Annotated in this window: 16 protein-coding genes; 6 read left to right on the forward strand and 10 right to left on the reverse strand. The window is 72.3% G+C overall.

What is annotated here, in order from left to right:
• The gene (locus MTP10_RS07005; RefSeq protein ID WP_310708197.1) at nt 1–894 is read right to left on the reverse strand and encodes a glycosyltransferase family 2 protein; all 894 of its coding nucleotides are present in this window, start codon (nt 892–894) and stop codon (nt 1–3) included.
• Nucleotides 895–1021: 127 nt separating this feature from the next.
• The gene (locus MTP10_RS07010) at nt 1022–3112 is read right to left on the reverse strand and encodes a hypothetical protein (RefSeq protein ID WP_310708198.1); all 2091 of its coding nucleotides are present in this window, start codon (nt 3110–3112) and stop codon (nt 1022–1024) included.
• A 57-nt stretch (nt 3113–3169) separates the two neighbouring features.
• Between MTP10_RS07010 and MTP10_RS07015 the strand changes: the two genes are divergently transcribed.
• From MTP10_RS07015 to MTP10_RS07030, 4 genes are all read left to right on the forward strand, one after another.
• Complete coding sequence (locus MTP10_RS07015; protein ID WP_310708199.1) at nt 3170–4639, forward strand: hypothetical protein; 1470 nt, start codon at nt 3170–3172, stop codon at nt 4637–4639.
• Between the two features lie 184 nt (nt 4640–4823).
• Nucleotides 4824–6464 carry an LCP family protein gene (locus tag MTP10_RS07020; RefSeq protein WP_310708200.1) on the forward strand — a complete coding sequence of 547 codons (1641 nt, stop codon included), beginning with the start codon at nt 4824–4826 and terminating at the stop codon, nt 6462–6464.
• Between the two features lie 176 nt (nt 6465–6640).
• Nucleotides 6641–7978 (forward strand): acyltransferase family protein, encoded by a 1338-nt coding sequence (locus MTP10_RS07025; RefSeq protein ID WP_310708201.1) that lies wholly within the window; start codon nt 6641–6643, stop codon nt 7976–7978.
• A gap of 56 nt (nt 7979–8034) precedes the next feature.
• Entirely contained in the window at nt 8035–9027 is a 993-nt protein-coding gene (locus tag MTP10_RS07030) for a glycosyltransferase (RefSeq protein WP_310708202.1), read from the forward strand.
• Here MTP10_RS07030 and MTP10_RS07035 read toward each other — a convergent pair.
• Nucleotides 9024–9947, reverse strand: a complete 924-nt coding sequence (locus MTP10_RS07035) for a hypothetical protein (RefSeq protein WP_310708203.1) — start codon at nt 9945–9947, stop codon at nt 9024–9026. The two genes, MTP10_RS07030 and MTP10_RS07035, sit on opposite strands and share 4 nt — an antisense overlap.
• Entirely contained in the window at nt 9944–10411 is a 468-nt protein-coding gene (locus tag MTP10_RS07040) for an RNA polymerase sigma factor (protein WP_310708547.1), read from the reverse strand. The genes MTP10_RS07035 and MTP10_RS07040 overlap by 4 nt, the downstream gene beginning before the upstream one ends.
• 128 nt (nt 10412–10539) lie before the next feature.
• Here MTP10_RS07040 and MTP10_RS07045 point away from each other — a divergent pair, with 128 nt between their 5' ends.
• Nucleotides 10540–11217 carry an acetoacetate decarboxylase family protein gene (locus MTP10_RS07045; protein WP_310708204.1) on the forward strand — a complete coding sequence of 226 codons (678 nt, stop codon included), beginning with the start codon at nt 10540–10542 and terminating at the stop codon, nt 11215–11217.
• A 34-nt stretch (nt 11218–11251) separates the two neighbouring features.
• On the opposite strand, the gene MTP10_RS07050 is transcribed toward MTP10_RS07045, so the two are convergent.
• The 6 genes from MTP10_RS07050 to MTP10_RS07075 form a co-directional block, all read right to left on the reverse strand.
• The gene (locus MTP10_RS07050; RefSeq protein WP_310708205.1) at nt 11252–12136 is read right to left on the reverse strand and encodes a glycosyltransferase; all 885 of its coding nucleotides are present in this window, start codon (nt 12134–12136) and stop codon (nt 11252–11254) included.
• Between the two features lie 186 nt (nt 12137–12322).
• The gene (locus MTP10_RS07055; protein WP_310708206.1) at nt 12323–13090 is read right to left on the reverse strand and encodes a CDP-alcohol phosphatidyltransferase family protein; all 768 of its coding nucleotides are present in this window, start codon (nt 13088–13090) and stop codon (nt 12323–12325) included.
• On the reverse strand, nt 13068–14108 hold the full coding sequence (locus MTP10_RS07060; RefSeq protein ID WP_310708548.1) for an iron-containing alcohol dehydrogenase family protein: 1041 nt from the start codon (nt 14106–14108) through the stop codon (nt 13068–13070). Before MTP10_RS07060 ends, MTP10_RS07055 begins: the two co-directional genes overlap by 23 nt.
• Before the next feature lie 60 nt (nt 14109–14168).
• Nucleotides 14169–14900: a phosphocholine cytidylyltransferase family protein gene (locus tag MTP10_RS07065; RefSeq protein WP_310708207.1), complete on the reverse strand. Its 732-nt coding sequence runs from the start codon at nt 14898–14900 to the stop codon at nt 14169–14171.
• A gap of 172 nt (nt 14901–15072) precedes the next feature.
• On the reverse strand, nt 15073–15708 hold the full coding sequence (locus MTP10_RS07070) for a DUF5941 domain-containing protein (RefSeq protein WP_310708208.1): 636 nt from the start codon (nt 15706–15708) through the stop codon (nt 15073–15075).
• The gene (locus MTP10_RS07075; RefSeq protein ID WP_310708209.1) at nt 15705–17210 is read right to left on the reverse strand and encodes a CDP-alcohol phosphatidyltransferase family protein; all 1506 of its coding nucleotides are present in this window, start codon (nt 17208–17210) and stop codon (nt 15705–15707) included. Before MTP10_RS07075 ends, MTP10_RS07070 begins: the two co-directional genes overlap by 4 nt.
• A gap of 93 nt (nt 17211–17303) precedes the next feature.
• Here MTP10_RS07075 and MTP10_RS07080 point away from each other — a divergent pair, with 93 nt between their 5' ends.
• Nucleotides 17304–18698, forward strand: coding sequence for a bifunctional cytidylyltransferase/SDR family oxidoreductase (locus MTP10_RS07080; RefSeq protein ID WP_310708210.1), 1395 nt, complete (start codon nt 17304–17306; stop codon nt 18696–18698).
• The last annotated feature ends 156 nt before the right edge of the window (nt 18699–18854 follow it).

Here is an 18854-nt window from a genome sequence, read left to right on the forward strand (position 1 = left end):
CTACTCGCCCCGCGACCGCACGATCAGGTCGGCCAGCAGCGCGACCGAGCCGATCAGCAGGCCCGACAGGAAGATCATCACGGTGTTGGCCGGGAAGTAGAAGGGGTTGCGCACCATGTCGTAGACGCCCTTGGCCAGGCCGATCGCCACCAGCCAGAGCGCCGGCGGCATGAGCACCTTGAGCGGGTTGAAGTACATGATCATCCGCAGCACCTGCAGGATGTAGCGGTAGGCGTCGGAGACGAAGCTGAACTTCGACGTGCCGGCCCGCTTGGCGTACTCGATCGGCAGGTAGTGGATGTCGTGCTGGTTCATCAGGAACGACAGCGTGATCGTCGTGACGCAGGAGAAGCCGGGGGGCAGCAGCCGCAGGTAGGGCCTGGCCACCGACTTGCGGAAGGCCCGCAGCCCCGAGTTCAGGTCCGGGATCTTCTGGCTCGCGAGCATCTCGGCCACCTTGCGGATCACCCACTTGGCCGGCACGCGCAGCACCTTGTGGGAGCCCTCCTCGGTGGTGCGGGCGCCGACGACCTGGTCGATCGTGGCGTCCTTCTCCAGGAGCTGCACCAGCTCGGGGATGCGCTCGTTGGGGTAGGTCATGTCCGCGTCGGTCCAGACGACGATCTCGCCGCGCGCCTCCTGAGTGCCGATGCGGCGCACGGTGCCCGAGCCGCCGTTGCGGTGGAAGGCGCGGATCCTCAGGCGCGGGAAGCGGGGCGCCGCCTCCTGCAACCGGGCCAGCGTGCCGTCGGTGGAGCAGTCGTCGACCGCCACCAGCTCGTAGGTGTAGCCGCTCGTGTCCATCGCCCGCGTGATGCGCTCGACCTCGTCGATGACGTGGTCCTGCTCGTTGTAGCAGGGCAGGACGATCGTGACGTAGGGCGCTTCATCCACGGTGGTTCCACTCTGGGCGATCTCAGGCGTGCTCACGTGCGTCGAGGGTACTCTGCCCCGCGACGGCCCGGGTCCACATCGGCTCGCCCCGCCGCTGCTCCACGCGCCTGCGGCCGTCCTGCGGAGGTCAGCCGGCGGCCATCCACGCCGTGATCCGCAGCGTCCACGTGGCGTCGGGCGGGCCGGTCAGCGAGCGCTCGTCCTGGCGTGTCACCAGGCCCATGACCTGCCTCGGCGTGCCGTACGGCGCGACCTGGGCCGCGTCGGCGGCCAGCACGACCGGCACGCGCCCGGCCGCCCTGATCCTCGCCGTGAGCCGCCGCACCTCGTCCGCGGGCGCGACGTCCCCGTCCGTACGGCGGGCCTCCGCGACCGGCACGCCGCAGGAGCCCCGCACGACCTGCATGAGCCGGTCACCGGTGACGCGCTCGACGACCAGCACCGACGCGTTCGCCGGGAACCGCGCGCACATGGCGGCCACGGCCGCCCGCTCGCCCCGCTCCACCGGGTCGAACGCCGTGCCGATGGACGTCACGACCGGCGGCACCAGCAGCAGCGCCACGCCCGCGGCGGTCACCCATCGAGGGCCGCGGGCGCCGTACCGGCGCCACCGGGGCCTGTCGCGCAGCCACCGGACGCCCCAGACCGCGAGCAGGACCATCCCGGGGATCACGACGGGCACGAGGCGGCGCGACGCCCACGGGTGGTCGGGGGTGATCTCGGGGCGCAGCAGCGTGGTGACCGTGGTCCAGCCGATCACCGCCAGCGGCAGCAGCCAGGGGAACGGCCTGCCGTCGCGCAGCAGCCGGCGCACGAGGACGGCGGCGGCCAGCGTCGCCAGCAGCACGGCCGGCACGCCCACGTACCACACGACCCAGTGCAGCGACTGCTCGAAGTAGAGGTGCTCGCCGTCCAGCGGCAGGCCGTTGGCGCGCTGCGTCTCCTCGATGAACCGCGCGGTGAGCCGGTCCTCCTGCGTCACAGGCACCCGCCGCACCGTCTGGAACAACGGCCGCGCCGCCAGCCCCGCCATGAGGAGGACGGTCAGCGCGGCGCCCGCCGTCGGCAGCCACCGCGCCAGGCGTCCCGGGCGCGGCAGGCGCGCCACCCACGGCGCCACCGCCGTGCCCAGCACGGTCAGCGCCAGCACGGCCGCGCAGACCAGCAGCAACGGCTGGACGGACCGCGACAGGTAGGCCAGGTACGGCCGGGCCAGCTCGTACGCCGCGTACAGCCCCAGCCCGGCGCCCACGGCGACACCGGCCAGGAGCGGCGGCCCCGCCACGCCCTCCGGCCGGCCGGAGCGGCGCATCGCCACCAGCAGCCCGGCGAACGCGAGCACCGGCAGCACGTCGCGCAGCCCGTCCACCCGCACCAGCACGGCCAGCCCGAACACCAGCCCGGCCATCGCCGCCTCCGCCCACCTCCGGCCCGGCGCGCCCGGCGCGGCCACGGCCCGCGACAGCGTGTCGTGCAGCAAGGCCAGGCCGCCGAGCAGCAGGATCAGCGACGGGATCTCGCTCAGCGTGGTGCGCGAGGTGTAGAGCACCGGCTGGCACACCGCGAACGCCAGCGCGGCCGGGGCCGCCCACCGCGCCCCCACCAGCCGCGCCGCCACCCCGGCCACCGTGAGCACCGCCAGCGCCCCCAGCACGGCAGGGGTCACCAGCAGCCCGCCCGCCCACTGACCGGCGGCGAACAGCAGCGGCGGGCCGGGCATGAACTGCGGCACGACCGCGCCGCCGACCTCGTAGAAGCCCACGCTCTCGAAGACCAGGGACGGGTCCGGCCCGCCGAACGCCGCCGCCTGCGAGGGGATCGGGAGCGAGCCGTGGCCGGCCAGCCAGACGGCGTACTGGGCGTAGGTGGCGGGGTCGCGCCGGACCACGAGCTGCTCGGAGTGCAGGACGGCGTTGAACACGCCGGAGGCGAGGGCCACCCCGGCGACCCCGGCGACCTGCCACCGTCCCGCCCTCAGCCCCTCGGCCTCGGGCTTTTCGGGGTCGCCCGCCGACACGCGGAGGGCGGCCAGGCACAGCAGCGCGATCACGGGCAGGCCGAGCGCCAGCGCGGGCAGCGGCCGGTACACGCCGGCGAGCAGCAGCGGGAGACCGGCCAGCAGCCAGCCCGCCACGACGAGGGCGGGCAGCACCGAGGCCACGGCGAGCACCCTGCCCGCCGACGGCCTTCGCACCTGGTCGGGCCCGCCGGATCCCATCGTGATCGCGAGGGTATCCGACCTGCGGGTACGACCGGGCCGGGTAGCGTACGCGACGTGCGTCATCGTCCAGCGTCCCACCGGCTCTCCCGCCCAGCCGGGCGCACGGCCCCGGCGGCCCGTCGTACCCCCAGGACGGTCCTGGCGGCGGTGCGGCGGCACGGGTGGTTCCTCGGGGTGTTGGCCCTCGGCGCGGGGCTGCGGGTGCTGACCATGCTGGGCTACCGGCCGGTCCTGTGGTTCCCCGACTCCTACACCTACATCGTCACCGTCTTCCGCCCCCGCCCCGACCTGGTGCGCCCCGCGGGCTACTCGGCGTTCCTCAAGCTGCTGGAGCCGTTCCACTCCTTCGCGGTGGTGGCGGCGGCGCAGCACCTGCTCGGGCTGGCGACGGGCGTGCTCGTGTACGCGGTCGCGCGCCGGGCGGTGCCCCGGTGGGGGGCCACCCTGGCGGCCGCGCCGGTGCTGCTCGACGCCTACCAGGTCGAGCTGGAGCACCTGCTGGTCTCCGACACGCTGTTCATGTTCCTGCTGGTCGCGGCGGTGGCGCTGGCCATGGGCGGAAGGCGGCGGGCCCTGGCGATCGGGCTGCTGCTGGCCGCGGCGACGCTGACCAGGACCGTGGGCCAGCCGCTCATCCTGGTCCTCGCGGTGTGGTTCGTGCTGGCCGGGCGACTGCGGCGGGCCGCGGTGGTGCTCGCCGCCGCGCTGATCCCGCTCGCCGCGTACGGCGCCTGGTTCTACGGCACGTACCAGCGCACGGGCCTGGTCGGCGCCAACGGCGCGTTCCTGTACGCGCGGACGATGTCGTTCGCCGACTGCGCCAGGATGGATCCGCCCGCCGACCTGCGGGTGCTGTGCGACCCGCGCCCGCCGGAGCGCCGGCCGCCCTCGCAGGAGTACCTCTGGGCCGCCGACTCCCCGCTGGTCGAGCTGCCCGGCATCACCTTCACCAAAGCCAACGACGACCTGGCCGCGCGCTTCGCGACGCTGGCGATCCGCTCGCAGCCGCTCGACTACGCCGGCTCGGTGCTGTCGGAGCTGGGCCGCACGTTCGTGTGGGGCCGGCCGGTCTACCCCGACCAGGAGGTCTACGGCTACTACGAGCTGCCGTCGGCCTCCCCTGCTCCGCCGGGGCGCTGGGCGGCGCAGCTCGGCGTGGACATGGGCAAGAGGTACGAGCAGGGACCGATCGGTACGGAGGTGGTCGAGCCGTATGCCGGGTGGATGCGCGCCTACCAGGGGACGGTCCGCCTGCCCGGCGCCGTGCTGCTGGTGATCCTGCTGGCGCCGCCCGCCCTCGGCGCCGCGCGGGCGGCGAGACGCCGGAGGAGCGCGACCGGGAGCCCGGTGACGGGGCGGCCGAGGCGGTTGCCGCTCTGGGTGCTGCCCTGGTCGGTGGCCGTGGTGCTGCTCGTCGTGCCGCCCGCCGTGGCCGAGTTCGACTACCGGTACGTGCTGCCCGCCGTGCCGCTGGCCTGTCTGGCGGCCGCTGTCTCTACCCGGGCTGAGCTGGCCAAACCCTAAGAGTTTGAAGATGATATTCCACGAATTGTCTAGCTCTGAGTATGCTCTTGGCCGATAACATCACGCCCGGGTCACGGCGAATTCCGCCGGTCATGGCTACGGGTACGCCGTACGTGACCTAGTCTCGTGGCGCAGAACGACCATGCCGACGCGTGAGGCGCGCGCAGACCAGGCGAGGGGGCGTATGAGTGACTACAGGAGCGTGTCCGTGCAGGACCGCAGGGTCGCCCCGGCAGAACCCGGCCACCGGATGTCCCGCCGAGCGGCGGCGGCCCCCCCGCCTCCCCCTCCGCCGGGTGACGAGCCCCCGCGAGGCGGCCGCAGGGCCGCTCCGGGCAAGGGCGGCGGCGGCGTCAACAAGATGCGCGTCCTGGCCTGGATCAGCATCGGCGCCACGACGGTGATGGTCGCGGGCGCGCTGACCGGCTACACGGTCTACCGCGACGCCTTCGGCAACATCCACCAGAAGCCCGTCAAGATCCTCACCCCGCGGCCGCCGAGCACCGGCGCGCTCAACGTGCTCCTGGTCGGCTCCGACACCCGCGCTGGCGAGGGCAACGCGAAGTACGGCCAGAAACTGGCCCGCACCGCCGACGCGGGCGGCAAGCGCACCGACACGATCATCCTGTTGCACCTGTCGCCCAACCGCGACAAGGCCCAGCTCATCAGCTTCCCCCGTGACTCGATGGTGCAGATCCCCACCTGCCAGAACGAGACCACCAAGCAGCCCATGCCGGGCTACCGCGGCCAGATCAACGCCGCCTACAGCTCCGGCGGCATCTCCTGCACGATGTCCACGCTGGAGACCCTCACGGGCATCCGCATCGACCACTTCGTCGAGGTCGACTTCAGCGGGTTCAAGAACATCGTCAACGCCCTCGGCGGCATCCAGATCTGCCTCAAGTCCGGCGTCGACGACAAGTTCTCCAAGCTCAAGCTGCCCCCGGGCAAGAGCCTGCTGAACGGCGAGCAGGCCCTCGGCTACGTGCGGCTGCGCCACTACGGCGACGGCAGCGACATCCAGCGCATCAAGCGCCAGCAGATCTTCCTGAGCAAGGTCGTGGCGAAGGCGACCAGCGGCGAGCTGCTCACCAACCCCGCCAAGCTGACCGGCTTCATCAAGGCCGCCGCCCAGTCCGTGACCATGGACCCGGCGCTGGCCGCCGACACCGGGAAGCTCCTGGAGATCGCCCGGAGCGCCGAGAAGCTCACCGCGAACGGCGTCAAGTTCACCACGATCCCGTGGGTCCCCGACCCCGAGGACAAGAACCGGGTCGTGTGGAAGGAGCCCGACTCCACCGAGCTGTTCAACGCCATCAAGAGCGACATCGAGGTGGCCAAGCCGGAGCCGTCGACCAGCACCGGCACCGCGCCCAAGGTCGCGCTCAAGCCCGAGCAGGTGCAGGTCCAGGTGCTCAACGGCACCACCACGTCAGGCCGGGCCCGCACCGTCGCCGACCAGCTCAGCAAGCAGGGCTTCAAGGTGGTCGGCCTGGGCAACTACCAGGCCCCCGACGGCAAGTCCCTGGCCAAGACCGAGGTCCGCTACGCCAAGAAGGCCGCCGACGGCGGCGACTACGCCGGCGTGCTGGCCGGGATGGTCGTCCCCAAGCCCGCCCCCACGGCCGGCAAGATCAGGCCCACGACCACGGACGTCTACACCTCGCCGGTCGCGCTGCCTTCGGACGGCGCCAAGGCCGCTGGCACGCCGGTGATCCAGCTGATCGTCGGCGAGGACTTCCAGACGGTCAAGGTCGAGAAGCTTCCCGACAGCGTCAAGAACAGCACCATCGTCGCCGCGGACCAGAAGAACGTCTGCACGTGACCTCCGAGTTCCCTGTGTAAGCGGGCTTTCGGATGCGTCTCGAGAGACAGGACCGTCCTGGCCGGGATATCGTGGTGCGGGTCGGCGACACCGCTCGTCCTCCGCCGTCAGGGCGTCTGTAAGGCGTGGCGGCCGTCGCGTTCCCCCGACCCCGAGCGAAGCTGAGCGACTCCGTAGTGTCTGAGACCAAGCCGTCCGCCCCGGTCACCACTCCCCCGGCTCCCGGGGGTCCCGGCGAGGCCGCCGGCCCCGCGAGCACGGGAGCCAGCTGGCCGCTGCCGGAGGAGACGTTCTGGAGCGAGCAGACCGACCCCCACGGTGTCCGCCCCGGCCCGCCGGCCCTCGGCGCCGCGCCGCCCGCCACGCACCCCCCGAGGACGGCTCCCCGGACCCCGAGCGCTCCTCCCAGCGCCCCGAAGGCGGCTCCGGGTGACCAGGCGGCGCCGGTGACGGCGGTGACGGCGGTGGCCGAGGCTCCCCAGGCGCAGGGCGCGCCGGAGCAGCAGCCCGAGCCGCCCCGCCGCAAGCGCGACCCTTACCTCGACAACGTCAAGTTCCTCCTGATCGCCCTGGTGCCCATCGGCCACTCGCTGGTGCCGACGCTCGACGCCGACTCCTCACGCGCCGCGTACATCTTCATCTACGTCTTCCACATGCCGCTGTTCGTGGTCATCAGCGGCTACCTGTCCCGCAACTTCTGGAACTCCAACGCGAAGACGAACAAGCTCGTCGACACGTTCGTCGTGCCGTACGTCATCGTGGAGGTCGGCTACGCGGTGCTGCGGTCCGCGCTGGGCCAGAAGTGGTCGCTGACGATCATCGACCCGGCCTGGCTCAACTGGTACCTCCTGGCGCTGCTGTTCTGGCGGCTGTCCACTCCGGTGTGGAAGCGGATGAAGTACCCGGTGCCGGTGGCCATCGCCATCTACCTGTTCGCCGGGTTCTCGCAGATCTCCGGCGACTTCAGCATGGACCGCTTCTTCGGCCTCATGCCGTTCTTCGTCATCGGCCTGGTCATGCAGCCCGAGCACTTCGAGCTGCTCAACCGGCGCTGGATCAAGATCGTCTCCGTGGGCGTGCTGGCCGCCGCCGCCGCGGTCGCCATCTACATCGCACCGAAGGCGACGCTCAAGCCGTTCTACTTCAAGCACAGCTACGCGGACATGGACCTGTCCTGGTGGATGGGCCTCGGCGTGCGCACGGGTCTGCTCGTCTGCTCGCTCGCCGTGTGCCTCGCGGTGCTCGCGCTCGTGCCCCGGCGCGAGACGTGGTACTCCGACCTGGGCACCCGCACCCTGTACTGCTACCTGCTGCACGGCATCCCGGTGCTCATCGCCAAGGAGATGGGCTGGCTGGAGCTGCCCTGGCTGCACGGCCCGCTCGGTGTGCTGGCGATCAGTTCGAGCTGCTTCGCGCTGGCCATCGTGCTGTGCCTGCCGGAGACCCGCACGGTGTTCAAGTGGGTGCTGGAGCCGCGCCTGACCTGGTTGTATCGGCGCCCATCTGGAAGTTAAGCGGTAGTTCGACCCGCATTAACGTCATCGACCTGGTCAGCACCGAGCATCTACGCATGCGGGTATGCGTAGCCACCACCGTCCACCATCCCGAGGACGCCCGGATCATGCACCGGCAGATCAGGGCGCTGCTCGACGCGGGCCACCAGGTGACCTACGTCGCGCCGTTCACCTATTTCAACGTCACGCCGCCGATGGGCCTCGACCCCGTCGACGTGCCGTACGGCGGGCACTTCGGCCGGGCCGCCGCCGGGCTCAGGCGCGGCCTGCGCGGCGCGGACCTGCTGCTGGTCCACGACCACGCGCTGCTGCGCCTGCTGCCGCACCGCCGCCCGCCGGTCGTGTGGGACGTGCGTGAGCCCGTCGCCCCCCGGCGGCTGGCGCGGGCGGAGCGGCGGTACCACGTCTGCTCCTCCTCCGTGGTGCCGGAGGCGACCGTGGTGTCCCCGAACCCGCCCGCTCCCGGCGACACCCGGGTGGTCCACCTCGGCCGGCTGTCGGCCGAGCGCGGCCTGGCGGAGCTCATCCGGCTGGCCGAGCGGCTGGCGCCGCACGGCATCCGGATGGAGCTGATCGGCGCCGCCGAGCCGGGCGTCCGCCCGCTGCTGCGCGACGCCCAGCGGGTCGGGCTGCTCGACTGGTACGGCCATGTCCCGAACCGGCACGCCCTGCGGATGGCCGAGGGCGCCCTCGCCGGCCTCTCCCTGGCCGCCGAGACGGTCACGGGGGTGCCCACCAAGGTCCTCGACTACATGGGCCGCGGGTTGCCCGTGATCACCACGCCGCAGGCGGCACCGCTGGTGGAGGGAGTCGGCTGCGGGATCGTGGTGCCGCTGAACGTGGACGCGGTCGTGGACGCCGTGCTGGACCTCAAGGAGGACCCCGCACGGCGGGTCGCGCACGGCGCGCGCGGTCACGCGGAGGCCCGGCTGCGGCACCACTGGCCGGACCAGGCGCCGACGTTCGTGGCCCGGATGGAGGCGTGGGCCGGGCTCACCGCCCCGGTCCGGCACCGCGCCGTCAAGACTCCCCTGTCGCGCACGGCCTAGCGCGCACGGTCGAGGTCGAAGGCCACATCGGCCAGCCGGATGGTGCGCACCCTCGGGTCGTCGAGGAGCTTGCGCAGGTCCCCGACCGAGGCCAGGTCATCCACGTAGGCGTACACGAGACCGTCCTTCGCGGCCTTGCGCAGCCGGGCCAGCGACAGGTCGAAGCGGCGGAGATTGGCCTCGTCGTAGTCGCGCAGCATGCCGACCCAGCGACGGAAGATCTCCAGGTTCTGCTCGGGCTCCTTGCCGCACGGAGGGCCCAGTTCCAGGTCCGGGTAGGCCCGGTCGTAGGTGGTGTTGGTCCAGGTGATCGGGACCGAGCCGGGCCGCCGCTCGTAGACGGCCGGCCCGCCGCACCCCTGGCCGAACTTCGCGAACTCGGCCGGTGTGAGCGGCTCGGCGAACTCGACGACGGCCATCGCGTTGAGCGCTTCTGGCAGCCTCGCCAGCACCCGGCGCACGTCCTCCTTCCGCTGGAGGTCCGTGCCGACGTCGGCCAGAGAGGTGGTGAGCCGCGTGTTGGCGTAGTTGCCGAGGGGCAGCCGGCCGACCCGGCCGAAGAAGTCCTGGGTGATGGTGTAGAAGCCCGTGGCGCCGCCCTCGAAGCCCCCGGCGGCGCGCCGCTGGCGGGCGCCGACGGTGAACGACATCGACAGCGGCGTGGTCTGGCAGCAGTCCTGGACGTCGATGGCGTACGCCGGGTTGTAGATCTTGAAAGCGGTGGCCAGCACGTCCGTCATGCGCCGCTCACGGTCGCCGCGCTGCTGCACCGCCGCCGACCCGAGCGTCGCGACGAGCACGACCGCCACCAGCACGGCCAGCACCACCGTCGCCGTCCTGACGATCCCCCGGCGCACCGACCTGCGGGTCGCCCTGGGGTCGAAGTCCGGCAGCTCCAGCACCGGCTCGTCCTCGTTCATCGCACTCCTCCGCTTTTCTCGACTCCGTACGTCTCGGCGAACGCGGCCCGCGCGCGCCACACCGCGGTCTTGATCGTCGCGTGCTTGGCGCCGGTCATCGTGGCCACCTCCACCAGCGAGAAGCCTTCGAGGTAGACCAGCGTGAGCAGCCTGCGGTGCCGCTCCGGCAGCCGGTCGAGGGCGTCGCGCACCTCCAGGGCGGCGACGTGCAACGGCGGCGCGCCGAGCTCGTCGGCGTCGGGTAAGGCGAGCTCCCGGCGGGAGCGCCGGACGTGGTCGATGAGCACGTTGCGGGCGATCGTGAGCAGCCAGGCGGCCGGGTTCTCGCCGCGCCAGCCGAGCAGGGCCCGGGTCGCCTTGACGAACGTCTCCTGGGCGAGATCCTCGGCGAGATGGGGATCGCGGGTGCGGCGCAGCAGGAACCCGCACACGAGCGCCCAGTGCTCGCGGTAGAGCTCCTCGATGACAGCCTCCGCGTGGTCAGAATGGTCACATCAGCACAGACGGGGGCCGCCCGGGAATGGTCACATCGCTTTCCGGTTGATGTACTGGACGCATGGCATCGCATGTGATCCAAGGGCGTACGGTCAGCATGCCTGTCGAGGTGAGAGACGCGACCGTCTGCAGCGCGATGTTCCCCGTGCGGGCCGACGCGGCCCGGGCGGTGATCGCCTATTCCGGGCTGGACGTGGCCGAGGTGTTCCCGGGCAAGGCCGTCTGCGTGCTGACGTTCGTCGACTACCGCGACGGCGACCTCGATCAGTACCACGAGTTCGGCATGGCCTTCATGGTCAGGCCGCCGGGCGTGGCGGGGTCGGCCGGGCTGGCCGACCTGAGGCAGGCGGGCGTGTTCATCCACTGGCTGCCGGTGGACCAGCGGTTCACGCTGGAGGCCGGGCGGTCGATCTGGGGGTTCCCGAAGGAGCTGGCGGACATCGAGCTGCGGCTGTCGTCGCCGTACAAGCGCTGCATCGTGCGCAAGGACGGCCGGCTGGTGCTCGACCTGCTGCTCCGGCCGGGCCTGCCCGTGCCCGGTTCGGGGCCCATGACGCCGCTCGACGCCTACACGCACCGCGACGGGCTGACGCGGCGCGTGCCGTGGTCGGTGCGTCCGCGGGGGGTCAGGGTACGGCCGGGCGGGGCGCTGATCCGGCTCGGCAACCACCCCATCGCCAAGGAGCTGAGCGAGCTGGGCCTGCCCAAGCGGGCCCTGACCTCGACCACGGTGGCGCGGGTGGAGATGACCTTCGGCGAGGCGCTCAACCCCTAGGCGGACCGTGCCTCCGGACGGGCCGGAGGGCTGGTCAGACGATCGGGGGGCGGCCGAGCTTCACCATACGCCAGGCGGTCCGCCACGCCATCGGACGGCGCTCGCCGGCGGACGTGCGCAGCCCTTCGAGGAAGCCGGCGAACCACGCCTTCAGCGCCTCGGAGGAGCCGCGCTCGCGGATCACGGTCAGCACGATCCAGTCGAGCAGGTAGAGGGCCGCCAGCGGCCACGGCAGGTTGCGGCGGGCCAGCCAGACCCGGTTGCGGGCGTTGAGCCGGTGGAAGTCGGAGTGCCGGGTCGGCGGGACCTGCGGGTGGTACATGACCGTCTCGGCGTCGTACTCGATCCGGTAGCCCTCGCCGAGCAGCCGCCAGGCCAGGTCGGTCTCCTCGTGGGCGTAGAAGAACCGCTCGGGCAGCCCCCCCACCTGGAGGAAGGCCGAGCGTCTGATGGCCGAGGCGCCGCCGAGGAACGTGGTGACCGGCGAGGACCGCTCGGGATCGCCCGCGCGCAGCCGGGGCACGTGGCGGCGCTGGCCGGTGCCGCCCTCCGGGTCCATCACGCGGAACGAGATGACGGCGAGGTCGGGCTCGGTGGCGAACCGGTCGCGCACGTGCGAGACGACCTTCTGGTTGGCGTACCAGCCGTCGTCGTCGAGGAACAGCACGACGTCACCGGAGCACTCCTCGACGCCGCGGTTGCGGCCGGCCGGGATGCCGGTGTTGCGGTCGAGCCGGATCGTCTTGACGATCGCGGCCGAGCCCTCGGGTGGCGTCGCCGACACCTCGGGCACGTCGGCGCCGTTGCCGACGATCACCACTTCGACGTCGCCGTCGATCTGGTTGAGCGCGGACTCGACCGCCCGGTTCAGCTCCGCGACCCGGTTGCCCATGGTGAGGATGACGCACGAGATCTTCAACGAATCATCGTCCTGACGCGTTGAGAGCACGAGCGGAGCATTCTTTCATGATCACCGAGTCTGCTGGTCGCATGGTCCTGATGTTGGTGGAGCTAAGCGTATCGGAACCGGTCGTGAACCCCCGCCGAACGACGGAGGTCCGATCTATACGACGGCCGAGACGGGCAACCGGTTCCGGGCTTCTGATCAAGCAAGCCGCCTCGACGCCATGATGCTGACCAGATGGAGCACGACCTGGAGGCAGGCCGCCACGAAGCAGGCGACCAGCAGCACCCGGGTGGCCGTGAAGCCGCCGATCACCATGTCGATCACCGTGGTCACCACGACGAGCAGCGAAAGCTCGATCGGCTGCACGATGCGGTGGAACTTCGTGGCCCCCAGCACCCGCCTGCCCAGCCCCAGCAACCCGGAGCGGAACTGCGCCACGGACGCCTCGGTGGCGGCCGGCAGGCCGCCCTTGGCCCGCGCCACGTCCACGAGGTCGGTCTCGGCCTTGATGAGGATCGCGCCGAGCGCGGCGGCGACCCCCAGCACGGTGTACCAGTCGGGCAGGACGGCCGAGACCCGCCAGCCGAGGCCGACGAGCACCGCGGCCTCGGTGAAGTAGGCGCCGACGCGGTCCAGGTAGACGCCGGTCAGCGAGGTCTTGCCGGTCCAGCGGGCCAGCTCGCCGTCGGAGCAGTCGAGCAGCAGGTAGACCTGCACGAGCAGGGCGGCGACCACGACGGCCCAGAACCCCGGCAGCGCCAGCACGACCCCGGCCGCGACCCCCGCCAGCGTCATCACCCAGGTGAGCTGGTTGGGCGTGACGGGCGTCTTGGTCATCAGCCAGGTGACGTAGATGGACATCCGGCGCATGTAGAGCACGCCTGCCCAGTGCTCGCCGTTCCTACGCTCCAGGTGGCCCGCGGGCTGGGCCACCCGCCGCAGCTCAGCTACCGAAGGCCCGGACATAGTCCTCCACCCGATCGCGGATCTCGGACTCCCCCATGCGAAGATGCTCCAAGATCGTGTAGCGGCCGGGACGCGTGGCGGGGGCCAGCGCGACGGCCTCGGCGAACTGCTCCGTGCTCAGCCCGATCTCGGCCGGCGACACGGGCAGCTTGTGCCGGCGCAGGCAGCCCGTCACCTGCGCGAGCCGGGCGTCGTCCTCCCTGAGGAAGAAGCAGAAGGCGGCACCGATGCCGGCGAGCTCGCCGTGGTTGGAGGTGCCCGGGAAGAGTTGGTCCACGGCATGAAGGATCTCATGGTCGCCGCCGCTCGAAGGACGTGAGGACCCGGCGATCACCATCGACATCCCCGACAGGATCAGGGATTCGGCGAGGACCGTCAGGAACGCGTCGGACTCGATCGAGTCGGGGCGGCCGATCAGCGCCTCGGCGGAGGTGCGCGCCATCGAGCAGGCCAGGCCGTCGATCGGCTCGCCGCGCTCGACGTTGCTGAGGATCCAGTCGTCGATGGCCGACAGGTTGCTCACCACGTCGCCCACGCCCGAGCGGACCAGCGACTCCGGCGCGTTGTGCACGAAGTCGAGATCCACCAGGATCGCCAGCGGCATCGGCACGCCGAAGGAGCCCTTGCCGCCCTCGTACGTCAGCGAGGCCGTCGGGGAACAGATGCCGTCGTGGGACAGGTTGGTGGCCACGGCGACCATCGGGATGCCCGCCAGGGAGGCGGCGTACTTCGTCGCGTCGATCGTGCGCCCGCCGCCGACGCCCACGACCACCTCGTAGGCGCCCTTACGCAGGTCGGCGCCGAGCGAGACGGCGGCCTCGACCGACCCGTCGGCGACCCGGAACACCTCGGCCTCGTCGAGCGTGGGCGCGATCAGGCCCTCGATGTGGTCGCCCTGGCCCGGCCCGACCGCCACCGCGACACGGCCGGAGGTCGCCACCCGGCTGTCGGCGAGCAACGCGCCGAGCTGCGCCACCGCGCCCCGCCTGACCTCCATGGTCAGCGGCGCCGGCAGCATCCGCGCTAGCAGCGGCATGCGGCCCCCTCAGGAGCGGCTGGAAGCGGCATCCAGGCCCCCTCAGTAGCGGACGGCGATGGTGCGGGCCTTGGCCAGGTCGTCGTGGTTGTCCACCTCGACCCAGTCGACCTCGCCGATCGGCGCGACGTGGATGCCCTCGCCGCGCTCGATCATCTCCTGGTAGCCGTCCTCGTAGTAGAGCTGCGGGTCGCGCTCGAACGTGGCGCGCAGCGCGTCGGCGAGCCGTTCGGCGGCGCCCGGCCGGATCAGCGTCGCCCCGATGTACTCGCCGTACGCCTCGGCCGGGTCCATGAGCTTGGTGATCCGCTTGACCGCGCCGCCGTCGAGGGTGACCTTCATCTCCTCGTCGGCCAGCTTCTTCACGTCGTCGACCGCGAGCAGGATGTCGCTGGTCTCGGGAGCCGACAGGAGCGTCTTCTCGACCGAGACGGGGTGGACGGTGTCGCCGTTGACGAGCAGCGCGCCCTGCGCGAAGTACTCGCGGGCGCACCACAGGGAGTAGGCGTTGTTCCACTCCTCGGCCTTGTCGTTGTGCACGAGGGTGAGCTTGACGCCGTGGCGCCGCTCCAGCTCCTCCTTGCGCTCGTGCACCGCCTGGGCGGCGTATCCCACGACGACCACGACCTCGCGCAGGTCCACCTCGGCGAGGTTGCGCAGCGCGATGTCCATGATCGTCGTCTCGCCGTCGACCGGCACGAGAGCCTTGGGCAGCGTGTCGGTGTACGGCCGCAGACGTCTTCCGGCTCCAGCGGCCAGCACCATTCCCAGCAACGTGCACTCCTCAGTCGAGCATGACTCCGTACGGACGGACCCCGTCCCGGCGGCGGATCGCTGAACGCGCCCCACCGTACGCACGGACTCCGTCACGTGGTGGGTCGCCGGACGCGCACCACCGTAGGCCCAAAGGTTAGTTGGCTTTGGGCCCTGTGCGGGTAATCCGGCGTCAGTCTTGTGTTCCCATGTCGGCCACCTCGGGCGCGGGCTCCGGTCCGGAGCGGGGCGCGGCGAGCCAGCAGGTGAGGCTCTCCCACGCGAACAGGCCCCACAGATAGAGCGCGAGGAGCGCGTAACCGAACGTCATCACGCCGGCGACGCCCGCCAGCGCGATCACCAGCATCCGCCCCTCCCACCCGAGTCCGAACTTGGACAGCCACGGCGGCGGGTAGACCCGCTGCCGCAGCCGGTACACCAGGTCGTAGTGGTGGAAGGCGAGCGCGCCCAGCAGCACCACGATCAGCACCGGATGGACGCCGTGGGCGAACCCGCAGGCGGCGACGAAGGAGTACTCGATCACCCGCAGGATCGGCGGCACGAGCCAGTCGAAGCGCCCGTCGTGCGGGTGGGAGCTGCCCGGCCCGGCCAGCAGCAGCGTCACGGCCGGCGCGAAGAGCGCCAGCCCGTCGCTGCCGGCCACGCCCAGCATCAGCAGCACGCCGGTGACGAACGCGCCCGCGACGACCGGCGGCAGCGGCGGGAGCTGGCCCGCCACGAGCGCGCCCATGCCGCGCGAGAGCGACCCGTCGTCGCGGTAGGCGACGACCGTGCTCCTCGGCACCGGTGTCATGTGCACGGTGATCATCGCGTCGACCTCGCGATCCGCCCGGTGAGCTGGTAGAGGGCCGCGACGCTGCCCCAGGTGATGAGCGCCGCGAATGTCACGCGGGCGTTGAACAGCGCGGCGGTCACGGCGATCAGCGCCATCCGCTCGCCGATGGGCAGGACGATCATCTTCTTCGCCCAGCGGACGATCGAGTCGCGCTCCAGCCGGTGGGCGATGCCCAGCACTCCCGGCGCGGGAGCGCCGGCCCGCCCGTCGGTCTCCTCCAGCAGCGAGCGCACCGGCTTGGCCCACATCGCGCCGATGCGGTTGGCGTCCGCCACCGATCCCCCGAACGCGAAGTCGATCGCGTGCCGGACGACCTGGAGGATCATCGCGGCGATGGCGAGGTACCAGATGCCGTCGGGTCCGCCGTTCTGCCACGGCAGGCCGTCGGCGTAGCCGAGCGCCAGACCGGCGTAGACGACGTACTCCTTCAGCCGGTCGGCCATCCCGTCCGCCCACGCCCCGAGCGGGGTGAACGCGCGGGTGTAGCGGGCGAGCTGGCCGTCCAGGCAGTCGAGCACGAACGACAGGTAGACCAGCGCGGCCCCCGCCACCTGCCCGCCGCGCGTGCCGGCCGAGAACCAGACCGCCGCGAGGACGGCCAGGGCGACGGAGCAGCCCGTGACGGTGTTGGGCGTGAGCTTGAGCCGGGCCGCGGGGCGCACCAGATGGCGTGACCAGGTGGAGACGAAGAACGTGGTGAAGAAGCCGTCGCGGTCCTTGATCGCGGTGTCGAGGCGTACCTGGTCCTCGTCCACCTCCGCGAGGCGGGCCATCGCGCCGTCGCAGGTGGACTGCCCGGTCACCCGGTCGGCGTGCAACCGGCCGAGCCGGGCGGCGCGGACCCGCGCGCCGGCCCTGACCATGCCCACCAGGAGCAGGTCCACGGCCTCGATGGTGCTGACCGGGCCGAGCCGCCCGCTCTCGGCGAGGTCGGCCAACTCCTCCGCGACGTCGGCGAGCGAGGCGAGGTCGCCCTCGCCCGCCTGGAGCACGCCGCGGAAGGTGGCGTTGGCCTGCGGAACCGTGTGGAAGGAGCTGCCCGCGGCGACCACCCGGCCGCCCTCCACCCGCACGGGCGGGCGCAGCGGCCCGCCGTCCGCGTCGGACGAGACGAGCGCGGCGGAGCCGCGCGCGGGGTGCTGGAGCAGCAGCCCCAGCGCGTCGGTGTGGGCGACGAGGTCGGCGGGCAGCACGACGACGGCGCCGGTCGAGCCGCGGGCCAGCTTGGCCACGGCCCGCAGGTCGGCGCCGAGCCCTCCGGCGTTTTCGGCATGCTCCGCGTCGGGCTGCTCTCCGTGCGTGAGCAGCGCACCGCCTGGCGTCAGCACCTGTACGTCGCGGACGGAGAGCGTCGCGAGCTGGTCGCCGAGCCGGTCGAGCAGTGTGCCGTCCGCGCAGGAGAGCCTGCATGCCGGAGTCGTGGCGAGCAGGACCACCGAGGCGGCCGAGCTCGCGCGGGTCAAGGAGTCGGTCAAAGCGCAGGTCCTCCCGGTAGTGAGGGAGTGCGTGGACTCAGCGTAGCGACAGGGCGACGGGATATCACGGACCCAGACCGTTACGCTCCGGGTATGGATTCTGGGTTGCGCGCCGTCGGGGTCGTTCTGGCGGGCGGAGTGGGGCAGCGGATGGGGCTCGGGCGGCCCAAGCAGCTCGCCACGATCGCCGGGCGGACGGTCCTGGAGCACACGATCGCCTTGTTCGACGGCTCCCCCGACATCGACGAGGTCGTGGTGCTGATGACGCCGGGCCTGGCGGACGAGGCCAGGGAGCTGGTCGGGCGCGCCGGGTTCCGTAAGGTCAGCCAGGTCGTCGAGGGCGGGGCGAGCCGCACGGAGAGCACCTGGCGGGCGCTCCAGGCGATCGGCACGGAGGAGTGCGACGTGCTGCTGCACGACGCCGTCCGGCCCCTGCTGGAGCCCCGGATCATCACGGACTGTGTGCGGGCCCTGCGGACCCACCGCGCCGTCGAGGTGGCGATCCCCAGCTCCGACACCATCTTCACGGTCGACCAGGGCCCCGCCGGGGAGACCATTGCGGAGGTTCTGGACCGGTCCCGGCTGCGGCGCGCGCAGACGCCGCAGTGCTTCCGGTTGTCGGTCATCAGGGAGGCGTACGAGCGGGCGTTGGCGGACCCGGACTTCGGCAGCCGGCCGGCGACGGACGACTGCGGGGTGGTGCTGCGGTACCTGCCGGACGTGCCCATCCACATCGTGCCGGGCAGCGAGCGCAACCTGAAGATCACTCATCCGGTGGACGCGCGGATCGCGGCCGGCCTCCTCGCGACGTCGCCGGTGCCGGTGGTGCCGGAGGCGGGTCTGCGGGCGGCGCTGGCGGGGCGGACCGTGGTGGTGCTCGACGCGGGAGCGGGTCCGGGGGGCACGGGTCCTGAAGGCGCGGACGCGCGGGTGACGGCGGAGCTGGCCGAGCTGGCCGCCGGGCACGGCGCGGTGGTGCGGGTCCTGTCCCGCGAGCGGGACGGACTGCGGCTGGACGACCATGCCGCCGTGGCCAAGGCCCTGGCCGGGGTGGGGCGGATCGACCACCTGGTCCTGGCCGTGTCCCCGGGACGGGCGGGGAGCCTCGTGGACGCCACGGACGAGAGCGTGGCCGAGGCGGCGGTGTCCGGCTACCTGGGGCCGGTCAACGTGGCGCGGGCCGCGTACCCGCGCCTGCGGGAGAGCGGCGGGGGGCTGCTCCTGTGGGCCCCGGCGCCGCCGGACGCCCCCGGCATGGTGGACGCGGCTGGGGCTCTGCCGGGCCCGGGGGACGCGCTGCGGGCGCCGGCCGGGGCGGCGGTGACCGCGCTCGCCCGGTCCCTGGCCGCCGAGTGGGCCGTCGAGGGCGTGCGGGTCAACTGCGTCACCGCCGGCGGGACGGCGGGCGAAGCGGCGCGGGCGTCGCTGGCCGTGCTGGCGTCCGGCCTCACGGGCCAGGTCGTGGACCCGTCACTCGGCGACGGCTGACGCCCTCTCACTCGGGGACGGCTGACGTCCTCTCGCTCGGGGACGGCTGACGCCCTCCGCGAGCGCCCGGCCATCCGTACGGCACGGACCGGCTCGTACGGGGCGCGGACGGCCCTGGACGGGCGCGTGCACCTCGTGGTGCGCGCGCCCGTGGCG

The sequence above is a fragment of the Nonomuraea sp. 3-1Str genome (assembly GCF_031570565.1).
Classification (GTDB): domain Bacteria; phylum Actinomycetota; class Actinomycetes; order Streptosporangiales; family Streptosporangiaceae; genus Nonomuraea.

Bases quoted from the DNA above. Each gene is read 5' to 3' on its own strand.
- MTP10_RS07080 (WP_310708210.1), top strand. From the start codon at position 17,304: ATGGATTCTGGGTTGCGCGCCGTCGGGGTCGTTCTGGCGGGCGGAGTG.
- MTP10_RS07020 (WP_310708200.1), top strand. From the start codon at position 4,824: ATGAGTGACTACAGGAGCGTGTCCGTGCAGGACCGCAGGGTCGCCCCG.
- MTP10_RS07045 (WP_310708204.1), top strand. From the start codon at position 10,540: ATGCCTGTCGAGGTGAGAGACGCGACCGTCTGCAGCGCGATGTTCCCC.
- MTP10_RS07010 (WP_310708198.1), bottom strand. From the start codon at position 3,112: ATGGGATCCGGCGGGCCCGACCAGGTGCGAAGGCCGTCGGCGGGCAGG.
- MTP10_RS07055 (WP_310708206.1), bottom strand. From the start codon at position 13,090: ATGTCCGGGCCTTCGGTAGCTGAGCTGCGGCGGGTGGCCCAGCCCGCG.
- MTP10_RS07030 (WP_310708202.1), top strand. From the start codon at position 8,035: ATGCGGGTATGCGTAGCCACCACCGTCCACCATCCCGAGGACGCCCGG.
- MTP10_RS07070 (WP_310708208.1), bottom strand. From the start codon at position 15,708: ATGATCACCGTGCACATGACACCGGTGCCGAGGAGCACGGTCGTCGCC.
- MTP10_RS07035 (WP_310708203.1), bottom strand. From the start codon at position 9,947: ATGAACGAGGACGAGCCGGTGCTGGAGCTGCCGGACTTCGACCCCAGG.
- MTP10_RS07060 (WP_310708548.1), bottom strand. From the start codon at position 14,108: ATGCTGCCGGCGCCGCTGACCATGGAGGTCAGGCGGGGCGCGGTGGCG.